The organism is Salinicola corii (assembly GCF_008298015.1).
In the GTDB taxonomy this organism is placed as follows: domain Bacteria; phylum Pseudomonadota; class Gammaproteobacteria; order Pseudomonadales; family Halomonadaceae; genus Salinicola; species Salinicola corii.
In genome coordinates this window covers 1-15,336 of sequence record NZ_VTPX01000008.1, presented here as the reverse complement: position 1 = coordinate 15,336, position 15,336 = coordinate 1, and the positions used below count along the sequence as shown (strand labels likewise).

Sequence of the window (15,336 nt, the reverse complement as noted above, 5' to 3'; positions counted from 1 at the left end):
GTTTTTTTGTGCCCGAAAGGAGAGAAGACATGCCCAAGAGCATTCAGGATCTGCGGGAGCAGCGCAGCAAGGCCGCCAAGAGCGCCCGCGAGTTGCTCGATGCCAACCCCGGCGACAAGTGGGGCCAGGAGCAGCAGGCCCAATACGACAACCTGGTCGGTGAGATCGACCGCTGCGATGGCGAGATCGAGCGGCACCAGAAGCTCATGGACCTCGAGTCCGAAGAGACGCACCGCACCCAGAATCGCGCAACGCGCGAGGGCATTTCTGAAGACGAGGCGCACCACCTGCAGGACAAGGAGCGCCATATCTTTACCGCCTGGATGCGGGGCGGTGCCGACAACCTGAACGAGGAGCAGCGCCAGCACGTGCAACAGCAGCGTCAGCGTATGCTGCAGAACTCGATGAGCACGGGCACCGGCAGTGAAGGCGGCTATCTGGCGCCGGATCAGTTCAGCGGTGAGCTGCTGCAGGCGCTCAAGGCTTTCGGCGGGATGCGCGAAGTCTCGCAGGTCATCCAGACCAATAGCGGCGTGGCGATCAACTGGCCCACCACCGATGCCACCAGCGAAGAAGGTGAGATCGTTGGCGAGAACCAGCAGGTATCCGCGGCCGACACCAGCTTCGGCACGCTGCCCCATGCGACCTACAAGTTCAGCTCCAAGTCGATCGCGATCCCGTTCGAGCTGCTTCAGGATTCCGAGATCGACCTCGAGGCCTATATCCGCGGTCTACTGCAGCAGCGTCTGGGGCGTGTCACCAACCGCATGTTTACGGTCGGCACGGGCACGGGGCAGCCGCATGGCATCGTCACCGGCGCTTCGGCAGGCAAGATCGCCCTGACCGGGCAGGTCGATACCGCCGGATACGACGACTTGGTTGACCTGGAGCACAGTGTCGACCCCGCCTATCGGATGGGGTCGTGCCGCTGGATGTTCCACGATCAGACGCTCCGCGACCTGAAAAAGCTGAAGGACGGCGAGGGCCGGCCGATCTGGGTGCCTGGCGTGGCGACCAAGGAGCCCGACACTCTGGCCGGGTACGCCTATGCCATCAACCAGCACATGCCCAAGCTCGGCGCCGGCAACAAGCCAATCCTGTTCGGCGATTTCAACAAGTACATCATCCGTGACGTCATGCAGCTGCAGTTCTTCCGCATGACCGACTCGAAGTACACCGAAAAGGGTCAGGTCGGATTCCTGGCGTTCATGCGTTCCGGCGGGCGTCTGATGGACGTCGGTGGTGCGGTGAAGGCCTTCCAGAACGCGGCCAGCTAACGTCACCCCAGTGCGGGGCCGACAGGCCTCGCACTCACGGATGGAGGAGAGCGAACATGGCTCGAAGCAAGTCACAGCAGGCGCAGGAGACGAAAGCCGATGATCCCGCAGCCGAACAAGACGCCCGTGACCAGGAAGCGACCGCCGGGCAATCCGACCAATCGGAGCAACCCTCAGCCACCGATGGTGTCGCCGCCGATGCGCAACCCTCGATCTCGGCATCTGCCGATGGGGAGCAGTCGCAACTGACGGGGATGTCCGATGTTCCGCCGGAGACGCCACCGACGAATATCGAACAAGGCGGCGACCAGGGCGGCGATGAGCAGGGAGACGATGAAGGGTTCAAGGATCCTAGTGATTTGGATCCCGAGCGTCCCATCGAGGTGCTAATTCTGCGAGATGAGACGGTAGACGGCATCGATTACCGACCGGGTGCGACTCCCACGCTGCCGGCACGCATCGCTGAGCGACTGCTCGAACGGCGGGTCGCGGACTCCCACCCTGCGGCGATTCGCGCATTCAGAAGCGCACAAGGCGGCGCACGAGAATCCGAGCAGGTGATCGAATGATTCGCAGCCGCCTGATCGTGCCGCCGGCAGCCGAACCGGTCACTCTGGACGAAGCCAAGGTCCAGGCGCGTGTCGAGCACGACGACGATGACGAGATGATCCAGCGGCTGATTGCCTCGGCCCGCAGCTCTGCCGAGCAGCGGACCGGCAGGGCGCTAATCACCCAAACCTGGGAGCAGCGCGGGCGGCCGCAGGATGGCGTGGTCGAGCTGCGGCGTTGGCCTGCGGTTGAGGTGGTATCCGTGAGCGGCGTGGACGGCCCGCTGGATGCTGATAGCTGGCGAGCTGAGCTCGGGGAGTTCCCGGAAGTCGCGCTGATCGATTGCCTGGATGGCGACGTGACAGTGGAGTATGTCGCCGGCTACGGGGATTCCGCCGACGCTGTGCCAGCGCCGATTCGCCAATGGATTCTGGTCGCCGTCGATACCATGTACGAGCTTCGCGAGGCTGAGGTTACCGGGACCATCGTTAGCCGAGTCGGCTATGTCGATGAACTGCTCAACGACTACAGGGTACCAGTGGGATGAGAGCCGGACGCCTACGACATCGCGTGACGATCCAGCGCCAGGGCGAGGGCAAAGACGAGCTCGGTCAGCCGGTCGAAGGCTGGGAGGACGTCGCCACCGTCTGGGCCGAGGTCACCGGCCTCTCTGGCCGCGAGTACATCGCGTCCGGTGGCGAGCAAAGCGAAGTCTCCATGCAGGTCCTGATGCGGTACCGGACTGGCATCGACGAGACCATGCAGGTGATCCATCCGCCGCCGACCGGTGGCGGCGAGATCTACGAGATCATCTCCGCGCTGCCGGACGCACGCCGTCGGCAGTTGATCCTGATGTGCAAGTCAGCGAGACGCTCATGAACACGACCCATTTGGACTGGTCAACCCTGCCCGACCTCGAGGCCGAATTGCGCCTGCTCGAAAAGGCGGAAAGCGAGCGCGTGCTACGACAGGGCGCCCGGGCCGGTGCCGGTGTGTTTCGAGATGAGGCGCGTCGGCGTGTGAAGAAGCGCACCGGCAAGCTGGCGAAGAACATCGTCAGCGATACCGCGAAGGTCACCAGCAGCACCAAGGCCACCGCAGGGGTCAAGGTTCGGGAGGAAGGCAAAGCGAGCAACCCGCGCAACGCCTTCTACTGGAAATTCATCGAATATGGCACGTCGACGATTCCCGCGGCGCCGTTCATTCGGCCCGCGTTCGAGGCCAAGCAGGAAGAAGCCGCGCAAGCTGTGTTCATGAAGTGCAACGAGGCCATCGACAAGGTGCTAACGCGATGATCGAGGCGCAGATTTATGCCGTGCTCAAGGACCTGCAGGGCGGCCGGGTGTTTCCGATGATCGCCCCCCAGGGCACGGCGCGGCCATATCTGGTCTACATCCTCCCCAGCGATATCACCGAGAAGATGCTCCAGGGCTTTGGCGCGCAAGAGGTCACAGTCCAGGTGGACGCCTACGCCGACACGCTGATTTCGGCGGGTCAGGCGGGTGACGAGATCGTCGAGGCCCTGATGCCACTCGAACCCGGCGATATCGAACGAACGCCTGGATACGAGGACGACACCAAGCTCTATCGGCAATCGATAGAAACCCAAATCTGGCTGTAACCCATACCCGCCGCCGGCGGGTTTTTCATGCCCAGGAGGCACGACATGGCAGGAAAAGCGAAGTTTCATCTTACCGCCGGTACCAGCATCGGGGTCACCGAATCGACCGTTGCCACTATCGAAGCGATCGCCAGCGCCACGCTTCTCGAAATCGGCACGACCCAGAAGGAGATCAGCTACAACGGTGGCCAGAAGCAGGACGTGGATGTCGGCGTGCTCCTCAGTGAAGAAGAGGAAATGGAGAACGGCCTGGAGTCGCCGGGCGAGCTGTCTCTCTCTGGCAACTGGTTCCCCAGTGACGAAGGCCAGGCATCGCTGCGCGCCGCCGACGCGGACGACTCCACCCGTGGCCTGGTGCTGACATTCAAGAGCGGCGCCACGGCCACCATGCTCGTCCAGGTGCGGCAGGAAACGTGGGGCGTTCAGAAGAGCGGCGTTGCCACCGGCGGCTTCACGCTGCGAGTGAAGGGCAAGCCGGTCTACGCATCGGCGCCGTCCGGCGGGACGGGAGAGTAATCGATGGCGAAATCCCAATCCCCCCAACTCGATCTGCGCGCCCTGGCGCTATCGCCCCTCGCCGGGTTTCGGCACGAGTCGATCAAGGTCGACGAATGGAAGGGCGCCACCGTTACCATTCGCGAGCCCTCGGCGGGTGACTGGACGACATGGCAGTCCAAGCTGGCTGCGATCACTGGCGAAGAGGTCACGCAAGACAACGTCGGTGAGCTCGAATCGGGGATCGACGGTAACGACAGAACGCTCGAGGCCACGTTGTTCGTCCGCGTTCTCTACGACGCGGATGGCAAACGAGTCTTCAGCGATGAAGACGTGGCCGACGTCGCCGCGATCTATGGCCCGGTGCATGAACGTCTCCTGCGTAAAGCGATGGAGTTGGCAGGTCTGACCGAAACGCCGCTGGAGCAAGCGGAAAAAAACTGAGCGAGAGCCCCTGGCTGTTCTTCCTCATGACGCTGGCGCTGCGCCTCGGGCGAACGCTCGATGAGTTGGGCCAGCACATGACAGCCCGGGAGCTCATGCTTTGGTCCGCGTTCGACAAGCAGTCGCCGATCGGTGATCACCGGGGCGATATCCAGCACGCCAACACTGCGGCCGCCATCTGCCAGGTGCTGGGCGGAGAGGCGAAGTTGAGCGACTTGCTGTTGAAGTGGGGCGAGTCAGGTGAGGAAGACGCCGGCAATGACGACGACGCCTTCGAGTCGCTGTTCGCGGGGCTGTCCCAATAATGGAGAATCTGCATGGCGTCCAAGCTCCGTGAGCTGATCGTCCGCATCAGCGCGGATTCCAGCCAGTACCAGCGCGAGATGAGTCGTGCGTCCCGCATGGGCAGCGACTACTACAAGAGCATCGAGGGCGGCGCCCGCCGCGCCGATGCGGCGATGCGTCGCAACCAGCAGCAGCTCGAAGCAGTACGGACCTCTCTGGGAGCCGCTCGTCAGCAGGCGATTGCCTTCTTCGCGGCTTACGCCGGAATTGAAGGCGCCCGGGGCATCGTGCGCCAGGCCGACGCCTGGAAGAACACCAGCGCCCGCATCAAGCTCGCCACGCAGGATCAACGCGAGTTCACCCAAGCGCAAACGGGCCTGCTGGAGCTATCGAACCAGACCCGAACCTCGTTCGAAGCCAATGCCAACCTGTTCGCTCGTTCCGCTCAGTCCGTTCGGGACTACGGCGGCTCGGTAGAAGACGCGCTTGGGCTGACGGAATCTATCGCGTTGGGCCTGCGCCTCTCAGGCGCCACCGCCGAAGAATCCAGCTCGGTCATCACGCAGCTATCCCAGGCGCTTTCCTCTGGCGTACTGCGGGGTGAAGAGTTCAACGCCATCAACGAGTCGGGCAACCGCGCTGCGCAAGCGCTAGCGGATGGTCTCGGTGTCGCGCGTGGTGAGCTTCGCGCGATGGCGGAAGCTGGGCAGTTGACGACTGGTCGCGTGCTAAAGGCGATGACCAGTCAGCTCGTTACGCTGCGCAAGGAAGCTGCCACACTGCCCGACACCGTGGGCGCCAGTTTGCAGGTGCTCAACAACCAGTGGACGGCCTACGTGGGGCGGCAGGATGCGGCCACCGGTGCAACCCAGGTCATGTCGACCGCCATCCTTGGCCTGGCCAACAACCTCGACACTGTCGCCAACGCAGGCGTCGCCCTGGCTGGCGGCGTGCTCGCCGGCTACTTCACCAAGTTGAGCCGATCGGTTGGAACCGCAACGCTCGAGGTGGTGCAGGGAACCCGCGCGCAAATCTCTCACGCGGCGGCACAACGCGAGGCTGCCGCGCAGCTCGTGCGGCGTACCGCTGCTGAGCAGGCATCGGCCAAGGCGGCGCTTGCCACGGCTCAGGCGCAATACAACGCTGCCCGTGGTACCAACGCCCAGGCGTTCGCCACCCAAGCGCTCAGCGGGGCCCGCGACCGCTATGCGGTGGCGACGTCGGAGGCCGCGGCGGCCACCACCGCGCTGAGCGCTGCCAACAGCCGCTTGAATACCGTTATGGCCGTCACCCGCAGAGTGGGCTCTGGTGTGCTCGGCTTGCTGGGCGGGCCGGCCGGATTGGTCGGTATCGTCGCCTCAGTGGCCGCCGGCTGGCTGCTGTACCGCGACAATACGCAGAAGGCGTCCAGCGCGAATATCGACATGTCGGCAACGCTGGACGATCTCCGCACCAAGTTCCGCGCGCTCAACGACGACCAGCAGCGCGCCGAGCTGGTCGCCTGGGGGCAGAAACAACGCGAAGAGATCGAGAAGGCCCAGCAAGGTTACGAACAGCTGCGCGAATCGATCACCAGTACGTTCGGCGGTCAGTTCGGTCAGCGCGTCGCCCAGGAGTTCGACCAGGCTCGCCAGAGCGGCGAGTCGCTCTCCGCTGTAGTTGCCCGCATTCAAGAGCGTTACGGCCTCAGTGATGAGCAGACCGAGTCCTGGCTGGTGCTGGCGGGCAATATCGCCGACGCCGATCAGGCAGCCCAAAAGGCGGAGCAACGCCAGAATGCGCTGAGCGGTGCGTTGGTCAAGGTCAGCGACACGGCGATTCGCGCCTCTCGCTCCCTCGCTGGGCTCAATGACACCGCCAATGAAGGCCCAAGCCAGAAGGTGCTCGACAAGTGGCGCACGTTCAACGAGCGCCTGCGCGATCAGATGGCCGCCATTCGGGATCCGTCAGAGGTCGGCGCCGCATCCCGGGAGCTCGATAGTCTCGGCATCGACGACTCGGTGCTGCGTGGCTTCACTATCTTCCAGGCGTCGCAACTAGATGCCATCCGGCAGCAGCAGGAGGCGCGAAAGGCTGCGGCCGCCGAGGCCAAGCGCATTACCGCCGAGGCGATTCGCAATGCGCAGCGAGAAGCGGAGGAGGTGAAGCGGGCGCTGGAGCAGGAGAAAAATCAGTACGTCAGCCTGCTCGACACACTCTACCCCGTGCAGGCCGCGCAGAAGGAATATGCCCGCGACAAGGAACTGCTGGTCGCCTGGATGATGCGCGAGGGCAAGACGGCCGATGAGTTGGCGGAAGCGCAACGGCGGCTGAAGGATAGCTATGCCTCCGACGAGGACTTCCAGAAGGTCTACGGTTTCGACCCGAAGGACACCAAGAAGCTCGAGCAGACGACCAGCGTCGCCAAGAGCCTGGGGCTGACGTTCAGCTCCGCGTTCGAGGATGCCGTGATCGGCGGCAACAAGTTCCGCGATGTGCTGTCTGGCATCGCCGATGACATTCAGCGGATCCTGATTCGAAAGAGTGTCACCGAGCCAGCGGCGAATGCCCTGGGTAGCTTTGACTGGGGCAGCCTTTTCAGCTCGAGTAGCTCTGGCAGCTACAGCTCAGGATGGGCGGCCAGCGCTACCAGTTTCTCCGGCGGTGGCTATACGGGCGCCGGTGGTAAGTACACGCCCAAGGGTGTCGTTCATGCCGAGGAGTTTGTCGTTCGCAGCGAGGTCGTCAAGCAGCCAGGAGTTCTCGAGTTCCTGACCGGTCTGAATCGCGGTTATGCCAATGGCGGCTACGTGGGTTCCAGCGTGCCGGCAATGCCTGCGGTGGCGCCGGCCACTGCAGGTGATATGTCGATCGTGATCCACAACGAGGGCGAACCAGCGCAAGTGACCAGAACTGAGCAGCGTCGGAGCACCGGCGGTAAGCGGGAGATTCACATGTGGCTGAAGTCCGCTTTCAGCTCGGGAGCGCTCGACACGACGATGGCAGACAACTTTGGCATCCAGAGGAGGGGCAGAGGCAATGGCAACCTGGCCTAGTGATCTGCCGGATTTCTTGCGCGATGGCTATCAGGAAGCGCCGGTGTCTCAGACCATCGAGTCGAGTGTCGACGGCGGGCCGCCCAAATCCCGTCGTCGCTTCACCGCTGCCTATCGAACCATCACCGGGCGGGTGGCGATGACTACCGAGCAACTGGATACATTCGAGACCTTCTTTCGCGATGACGCCCCGGATGCCGTGCCATTCACCATCCCGCACCCGCGTACGGGGCAAGACGTCCGGTGTCGAATCATCGGTAGCCCGCCCTACACCATCGAACCGACTGGCGCACCGCGCCGGCCCTGGCGGGTTTCATTCCAGATTCAAACAGTGCCCTGAGACCAAGGAGGTAGCATGGCCGTACGCTCCATCTCAGCGGAGGGGCTCCGCGATCTATTCGCCCAGCACACCGACTCGGTAATGCTCGCCCTGGTTTCGTTCTACGAGCCCGACTCGACCAATTACGCGAGGGTGGTCAACAACACAGAATCCATCGAGCACAACGGTGCCACCTATATTGGCTTGCCGTTCCAGCTCAGCCTGCCCTCCAGCTCGGATGAGCAGGTTCCTCAGTTGACCATGACAGTGGACAACGTCGAGCGAACGCTGGTGGAGCTCCTGCGCAGCGTGGATGAGCCTCCGAGCGTGTCGATCGAGGTGATACGCGTGAACCGTCAGGGCGGCACCACGTCCGAGTTGGGCCCCATGGAGTTCTCTCTGCTGGGCGCGGACATCACTCCGGAATCGGTGACCCTGCAAATCGGCTACGCCAACGATATTCTGAACAGCCCGGCCACGGGGGACATCTTCAACCCCGGGACGGCCCCGGCGATGTTCTCGTCATGATCGACGTCAGCGAATACATTGGCTTGCCGTACCAGGTCGAAGGCCGCGGACCAGACGCCTATGACTGCTGGGGGCTGATCCGCCTCGTCTACGCTGATCGGCTGGGGATCGAGCTGCCCTCGAACCTCGGCTACGACGAGACACTGACCGCACACACCGCCGAGATGATCGAGCAGGGCCGTTCCGGATGGGGGTCGGTGACCACGCCTGACGCCTATGACGTGGTGCTGCTCAATGTCGCAGGTTCTCCCAACCACATCGGTCTGGTCATCTCGCCCGGCTGGATGCTGCATACCACCCACCAGAAAAACGCCTGTATCGAAAGCTATGCGCGCCCGATGTGGCGAAGCCGGGTTGAGGGGGTCTATCGCCGATGCGGCGATTTGTTTGCGAACCCCGATAAGCCTATTCTGGCCGAATAGCCGCCCCAGAGCGGCGTTGTGCATTCAGGGGAGACAGAATGAAAGCACTCGCAGTAGTAGCCGCCATCGTCGCGCTTGGGCTGGCGGGATGCGCCAACCAGCCGTCGACGCCCGAATCAGCGGCCGCTGTGCCGCCCGACCGCCTCTACAGCATGCAGGCGCCCCAGCCTGGATACGGCACCGTCCAAGTTTTGCGTGACACCGGGGTGACTGGATCCGGCTGCTCGATCGACGTGTACATCAACCGCGAGCGTGTCGCCACCCTGGAGCCAGGGGAAGCTGCAACGTTCCAGGTGAAGCCGGGGCGGACACTGATCGAAGCCGCGTCGAGTGGAATGCTATGCAGTGGGAGGGATACCTCCGTCGAGACTGTAGCATCCGACGAGACCTACTATTTCCGCACGGCCAGCGACGGGGCGTTCTCGGTAACGCTCTCGCCAACCATGTTCTGACCTAGCTCCCGACTACTTTCGAAACCCAGCCAAGCGCTGGGTTTCTTCGCTTCTGAGGTATGCATGACGACGCTTATCGCCCGCCCGCACCCGCTGCGCAGTGATATCTACGAGGTCGACCTCGGCGAGGGTGCCGTACTCTCCAGCATCGTTCCACAGATGGAAGGCCTGCACGCCCAGGTAAACGGGACTCCGTGGCCCCAATCCCGCTGGGGAGAGGTATTGCCGGCTGGCGTCGTACACGTGGTGGCCGTTCCTGGCGACGATGGCATTCTCGGTTCAGTCCTCCAAGTGGCGGTTGCTGTGGCGGCGGCTTACGTCGGCTTCACGATCGGTGGCCCCTGGGGCGCGGTTGCGGCGGCGGGGATCAATATCGCCGGCAGCACGGCGATCAACATGCTCATCCCCCCCAAAACCCCCGATGCCAGCACCGGCACCCAATCCGGCAGCACCATCCGCAGCTCGCTCACCGGCAGCCAGAACCGGGCCAACCCCTACGGCGTGATCCCGCGCGTCTACGGGAACCCGCGCTGGTTCCCGCCCAAGGCGGGCAACGACGTCACTGAGTCGGCCGGCGATGACCAGTACCTGCGCATGCTGCTGTGCCTCGGCTATGGCCCGCTGGAGATCGCTGGCCACCGGGTCGGCCCTGGACTGCCGTTGCTGGCTAACGCCGATGTCGGCGCTGCTATCCGTATCGGCGAGACAAACCTGGGCGAATACGACGAGGTGAGCTGGGAGATCGGTACCCGCGACCAACTGACGCTCTACACCCAAGATATCGTGGAGGAGGTGCCGGGCGTAGCCCTGGACCTGCAGGACCGCACCACCGGCAAGAATCTGCTGAGTTCCCAGGATGACGTCTCCGCCGTGCGCACGACTGCCGTCGATGCGACCGAGATCAGCGTCGATGTGGTCTGGCCGTCAGGGCTTTACGCCATGAACTCGACCGGCGATATGTCCCCGGTCAATGTCGAGATGCTGATCGAACAGCGCGAAGTCGGGCAGAGCGAGTGGATCACCCAGCGCAGCGTTGTCGTGTCGTCGGAGTCCAAGACGACCGTGCGCAAGAATTGGAGCTGGAGCGTCCCCAAGGGGCAGTACGACGTCCGTGTGACGCGCGTGCGCACCGATGGGCCCAACCGCGAGGCTGTCGTTTCCGATGCCCAGTGGTCGGCGCTGCGTACGATTCAGGGCGATAACGAGGCTTACGGTAACGATCGGCACGTGCTGATGGCACTGCGGATCAAAGCCACTGATCAGCTCAACGGTGTTGTCGATCAGCTCTCGATCCGCACGCAGTCGGTGCTCCGCGTATGGAACGGTGAGTCGTTCACGCTCGATGCGACCAACAATCCGGCATGGGCCTACCTCGATGCGCTCACCGGCGAGCAGGTGCCACGCCCGATCACCGACGACCAGGTCAACCTGCCCGAGATTCAAGCCTGGGCGGCGTTCTGTGACGAGACCGGCCTCGGCTACTCCTGGGTGCACGACGGCAACGAGACGCTGTTCCAGCGCTGCCGTGCCATCGCATCGACCGGGCAGGGCTCGTTCTCACTGCAAGATGGACTGTACGGCGTCGTCCGCGACAGCCCCAGCGAGCCTGTCACCCAGATGATCACACCGCGTAATGCGTCCAACGTGCGTGCCAGCCGTCAGTATCGGAAGCTGCCACACGGGATCCGCGTGAAATACGTCGACTTCGAGACCGGCGCGGCTACCGGCACCGATGCCGAGCTGATCGTCTATCGCGATGGCTTCACCGAGCAGAACGCCACCATCTTCGAAGACTTCGAGACGCAGGGCGTGACCAGCGCCACTGAGGCGTCGTTCCAGGGCAACTACTATCTGCGCCAGGCCATCCTCCGACCCGAGACGTTCACCGCCGATATGGATTGGGAGAACCTGGCTGCAGTGCGCGGCAACCGTTGCTCGCTGGCCTCCGACGTGCTGAAGGTCGGCCTGGCCAGCGCGCGGATCTCGGCCATCGACGACGTCAACAATCGCATCACGCTGGACAGCGAAGTCGAGTACACCACCGAACGGCAGTATGGGCTGCGCGTGCGCCAGCAGGATGGCGAGCAAGTGCTGATTCCGGTCACTGCCGACGAGGTGGGTTACGTCGATACGCTCTCGATCGGCGACGAGGACTACGATCTGCAGCCGGGCGACCTGGTTACCTATGGCGTGCTGGATCGCGAGACCATCGACACCAAGATCACCCGGGTGGACCCGGGCCCCGACTTCACCGCGACGTTGACGCTGGTGCCGGCGGCGATCGATATCTACGACTTCGCCAACGACCCGATCTACGACCCAGGCATCACCAACCCGATCGACCCCAACCAGGTTGCGCCGCCGGCGCCGGTGATCACCTCCGCGCGGGGCGACTCCACTGCGGCATCGCGCAATGCGGATGGCAGCTACCGGACGCTGATCCGGGTGTCGTACATCTTCCCGGTTCGTGTCGGCTCGCCGACGGTACAGGTGGAGGCGCGCTATCGGCTGCTGAGCAATCCGCAGTGGAGCCATGCCGGTCCGTTCCCGGCAACGGGGTCGCTGGCGATCGCCGACATCGAACAGCACGCTGAGTACGGGATCCAGGTACGGGCCCGTAACCGTGACCGCGTCTCGGCATGGTCTGCCGAGGTGGCGCTGGACGTGATCGGCCAGGCCGCCATCGCGCCCACTGGCGTCGATGCCGAGGTCGGCACGTTCAGCGTGACCCTGCGCCCGGTGACGATCTACGCCGGCAGCCTGTTCCGCTTCTACCGCTCAGCCGTCGAGCTCCAGCCGAGCCAGGTCGAGAGCGGGGCGGTCAATCTCGGCGTCGCCGCGGTCATGGTCGACACCGACCTGCAGCCCGGTACCGATTACTGGTATTACGTTCAGGCCTACACCGTGTACTCGTCGTCCGAGTTCTACGTACTCAAGGTCACTACGCGGGAAGACTTCGACGCCATCCTTGGCGCCGTCGACGAAGACCTGCGCAAGCCTGGCGGTCTGGTCGACCAGTTCGAGAACGGTATTAACGACAATGCCGAGCAAATTGCGGCCGCACGTACCGACTTCGAGGACGGGCTGGCCGAGGCCAACGCCGGCATCGAGCGGACCGATGCACTGATCGGCGAAATCGGTACCGAGGTCGATCAACTCACGAGCAACGTCGATACCGAGTTGGCAGGCGTCAATCAGCGTATCGGTGCCGCCAATGATCGGATCGATGGCATCGAAACCGATCAGGCTGCCGCCGAGGAAGCGCTGGGCAACCTCGATACCGAGATTGATCAATTGTCGAGCGACGTCGAAACCGAATTCTCGGGGGTCAACGACCAGATCGCCGATGCCAACCAGCGCATCGACGGGGTGGAATCGATCGCCGAGGGTGCGGATACCAAAGCGGACATTCTCGCCGAGGACGTCTCGACGCTCGACTCGCGGGCCGACGGCCACGACGCGGAGATCTCCGAGACCAATCGTATTGCCCGGCTGAATGGCATGCTCGAGGCGTTCGAGCGTCAAGCGGCGCAGGTGCAGACCGCAGCGGGTAGTGCAGCGTACACGGTCGAGCGCATCCAGCGGATCTCGCAGGGTCAGTCGCTATCACAGGCCACTGAGGAACTGGACGCGCGTCTGAGCGGCAACATCGCCACGGCACGCAGCCAGATCACCACGCTGGTGGATACGACCCAGTCGATCACCGATAGCCTGACCGAGCTGCGCAGCGAGTACGAGGGCACCTCGGCGGAGTTTGATAGCCGGATTACAGCGGTGACGACTCAAGCCCAGGCGATTGCCGATTACGTTCTGAACCTGAAATCCGAGGTAGAGGATGGCTTCGCCACGGTTCAGTCGCGGATCACGACCGTGGCGAACGAGTCCGAGGCGCTGTCTCAGGACATCCGCACGCTGCGTAGCGAATACGAGGGATTCTCCGCCGAGGCCGACCAGCGGCTGACCACGCTGGCAAATGATCAGCAAGCCATGACGCAGTCTCTGCAGGCGTTGAGCGCGAGCTACGATGCGTCGACGGCCGACTTCGACGAGCGCATCACGACCCTGGCCGACGAGCAGAAAGCGACGGCGCAGTCACTGTCGCACCTGTCCACGGCTTACGGCGAGACGACGTCGGATTTCGAGCAGCGGATCTCGGCGCTGAGTAGTGCGACCGAGGGGTTGGTCGAAGAAACCTCACGCCTCTCGACGCAGCTAGGCGATGCCGAGGCGGCGATCGAGAACGTACGTCGCGTGCAGCGCTTCGATGGGCTGTTGTCAGCATTCGAGCGCCAGGTCTCGCAAGTGCAGACCGCCGCCGGTAGCGCGGCGTATACGGTCGAGCGCATCCAGCGGATCTCGCAGGGTGAGTCGCTATCACAGGCCACTGAAGAACTGGACGCGCGTCTGAGCGGCAACATCGCGACGGCGCGTAGCCAGATCACCGCGCTGGTGACGACGACCGAATCGATCACCAGTCAGCTAACTGGACTGCGCAGCGAGTACGAGGGCACATCGACCGAGTTCGACGACCGCATCACGCTGCTGGCCAGCGAAGCCGAATCGCTGGGCAGCCATCTCGAGGCGCTGACGTCGGAGACCGACGGCAGCCTGGCCGACGTGCGCTCGCAGATCGAGACGGTGGCCAACGATGCCGAGGCCCTGGGGCAGTCACTCGACAGCCTGCGAACGTCCTACGAGGGGTTTTCTGCCGAAGCCGATCAACGGCTGACCGTGCTATCGAACCAGCAGCAGTCGATGGCCCAGTCGCTGGCCTCGCTCGGGGCGAGCTACGACGATTCGACGGCCGACTTCGACGAGCGCATCACGACCCTTGCAGACGAGCAGAAAGCGACCGCGCAGTCACTGTCGCAACTGTCCACGGCTTACGGCGAGACGACGTCGGATTTCGAACAGCGGATCTCGGCGCTCAGCAGCGCAACCGAGGGGCTGGTCGAAGAAGTCTCGAGTCTCTCGACGCAGCTCGGCGACGCCGAAGCGGTGATCGAGAACGTGCGTCGCGTGCAGCGCTTCGATGGGCTGCTGACCGCGTTCCAGTCGTCCGCGACCCAGGTGCAAACCAGCGCCGGGGGCGCCGCGATACGGTTCGACCGCCTGGTGAGTGTCAACGAGCGACAGGCGCTGGCCCAGCAGACCGAGGAGGTGAAGACCGAGTTCGGCCAAACGACGTCGAACCTGCGCTCGGCGCTATCGTCGCTCTCGAGCGAGCAGCAGGCGCTCGCGCAGGATCTACTCGATCTCAATGCCGAGCTGGGCGACACGTCGGCCAACTTGCACTCGGAGCTGGCGGCGCTATCGGATGGCGTGAGTGCCGTCAGTCAACGGCAGGACGAGTACCGGGTCGAGGTCGATGATCAATTCGCTTCAGTTGAAGACAACATCAGCGCCGTCTATGACCCGGATACCGGGGCCGTCGCCCAGGCGATTACCACGGTCAACGTCAACGGCAAGACGGGAATGCTGGGCCTGCAGGCGTTCGGCGAGGAGATCCAGATTGTCGGTGTCGCCGATGAGTTCGCGATCCTCAACCCGATTTCCGGTGAGCTGGTGACGGCATTCGTCGTTACCGGGGGGAAGGTCGTCATTCCCCAGGCGCTGATCGACTCCCTGGTCGTGACCAAGCTGCGCTCGACGAACGGCAACCTGGTGTTCGATGGCAACAAGCTGAAAGCCGACTACATCGATGCCGTCAATCTCAAGGTCAAGTGGGCCAACGTCCAGGACATCATCATCCAGTGGGCCGATATCCAGGATGTGAAGATCAAGACGGCCGATATCGAAGACGCTGCGGTGACCACGCTTAAAATCGCTGGCCAAGCCGTAACGCTCCCGCAAAGTAACTATCAGGAGGGGAACAGATATTTCAAACGATCAAATACAGGCTCTAGTGG

15 protein-coding genes are annotated in these 15,336 nt (G+C 63.4%); all 15 read left to right on the top strand.

Going from position 1 to position 15,336, the window contains the following annotated elements:
• The first annotated feature begins 29 nt into the window (after positions 1 to 29).
• Complete coding sequence (locus F0A16_RS13990) at positions 30 to 1,277, top strand: phage major capsid protein (RefSeq protein WP_149436025.1); 1,248 nt, start codon at positions 30 to 32, stop codon at positions 1,275 to 1,277.
• A 56-nt stretch (positions 1,278 to 1,333) separates the two neighbouring features.
• A complete protein-coding gene (locus F0A16_RS13985; protein WP_149436024.1) occupies positions 1,334 to 1,846 on the top strand; it encodes a hypothetical protein in 513 nt (170 codons plus the stop codon).
• Positions 1,843 to 2,373, top strand: a complete 531-nt coding sequence (locus F0A16_RS13980; RefSeq protein WP_149436023.1) for a head-tail connector protein — start codon at positions 1,843 to 1,845, stop codon at positions 2,371 to 2,373. The genes F0A16_RS13985 and F0A16_RS13980 overlap by 4 nt, the downstream gene beginning before the upstream one ends.
• Complete coding sequence (locus F0A16_RS13975) at positions 2,370 to 2,705, top strand: phage head closure protein (RefSeq protein ID WP_149436022.1); 336 nt, start codon at positions 2,370 to 2,372, stop codon at positions 2,703 to 2,705. The genes F0A16_RS13980 and F0A16_RS13975 overlap by 4 nt, the downstream gene beginning before the upstream one ends.
• On the top strand, positions 2,681 to 3,121 hold the full coding sequence (locus tag F0A16_RS13970; protein ID WP_223119796.1) for an HK97-gp10 family putative phage morphogenesis protein: 441 nt from the start codon (positions 2,681 to 2,683) through the stop codon (positions 3,119 to 3,121). The genes F0A16_RS13975 and F0A16_RS13970 overlap by 25 nt, the downstream gene beginning before the upstream one ends.
• Positions 3,118 to 3,447: a tail completion protein gp17 gene (gene gp17 / locus F0A16_RS13965; protein WP_149436021.1), complete on the top strand. Its 330-nt coding sequence runs from the start codon at positions 3,118 to 3,120 to the stop codon at positions 3,445 to 3,447. The genes F0A16_RS13970 and gp17 overlap by 4 nt, the downstream gene beginning before the upstream one ends.
• Before the next feature lie 45 nt (positions 3,448 to 3,492).
• Positions 3,493 to 3,963, top strand: a complete 471-nt coding sequence (locus F0A16_RS13960; RefSeq protein WP_149436020.1) for a phage tail protein — start codon at positions 3,493 to 3,495, stop codon at positions 3,961 to 3,963.
• Positions 3,964 to 3,966: 3 nt separating this feature from the next.
• Complete coding sequence (locus tag F0A16_RS13955) at positions 3,967 to 4,386, top strand: phage tail assembly chaperone (RefSeq protein WP_149436019.1); 420 nt, start codon at positions 3,967 to 3,969, stop codon at positions 4,384 to 4,386.
• 26 nt (positions 4,387 to 4,412) lie between these two features.
• Positions 4,413 to 4,691, top strand: a complete 279-nt coding sequence (locus tag F0A16_RS13950) for a phage tail assembly protein T (RefSeq protein WP_149436018.1) — start codon at positions 4,413 to 4,415, stop codon at positions 4,689 to 4,691.
• Between the two features lie 12 nt (positions 4,692 to 4,703).
• Positions 4,704 to 7,706, top strand: coding sequence for a tape measure protein (locus tag F0A16_RS13945; protein ID WP_149436017.1), 3,003 nt, complete (start codon positions 4,704 to 4,706; stop codon positions 7,704 to 7,706).
• The gene (locus F0A16_RS13940) at positions 7,690 to 8,046 is read left to right on the top strand and encodes a hypothetical protein (protein ID WP_149436016.1); all 357 of its coding nucleotides are present in this window, start codon (positions 7,690 to 7,692) and stop codon (positions 8,044 to 8,046) included. The genes F0A16_RS13945 and F0A16_RS13940 overlap by 17 nt, the downstream gene beginning before the upstream one ends.
• Positions 8,047 to 8,061: 15 nt before the next feature.
• The gene (locus F0A16_RS13935) at positions 8,062 to 8,553 is read left to right on the top strand and encodes a DUF1833 family protein (protein WP_149436015.1); all 492 of its coding nucleotides are present in this window, start codon (positions 8,062 to 8,064) and stop codon (positions 8,551 to 8,553) included.
• A complete protein-coding gene (locus F0A16_RS13930; protein ID WP_149436014.1) occupies positions 8,550 to 8,975 on the top strand; it encodes a C40 family peptidase in 426 nt (141 codons plus the stop codon). The genes F0A16_RS13935 and F0A16_RS13930 overlap by 4 nt, the downstream gene beginning before the upstream one ends.
• Before the next feature lie 38 nt (positions 8,976 to 9,013).
• Positions 9,014 to 9,427: a hypothetical protein gene (locus tag F0A16_RS13925; RefSeq protein ID WP_149436013.1), complete on the top strand. Its 414-nt coding sequence runs from the start codon at positions 9,014 to 9,016 to the stop codon at positions 9,425 to 9,427.
• A 63-nt stretch (positions 9,428 to 9,490) separates the two neighbouring features.
• The coding region (locus F0A16_RS13920; protein ID WP_149436012.1) for a host specificity factor TipJ family phage tail protein at positions 9,491 to 15,336 on the top strand (5,846 nt) is incomplete at its 3' end.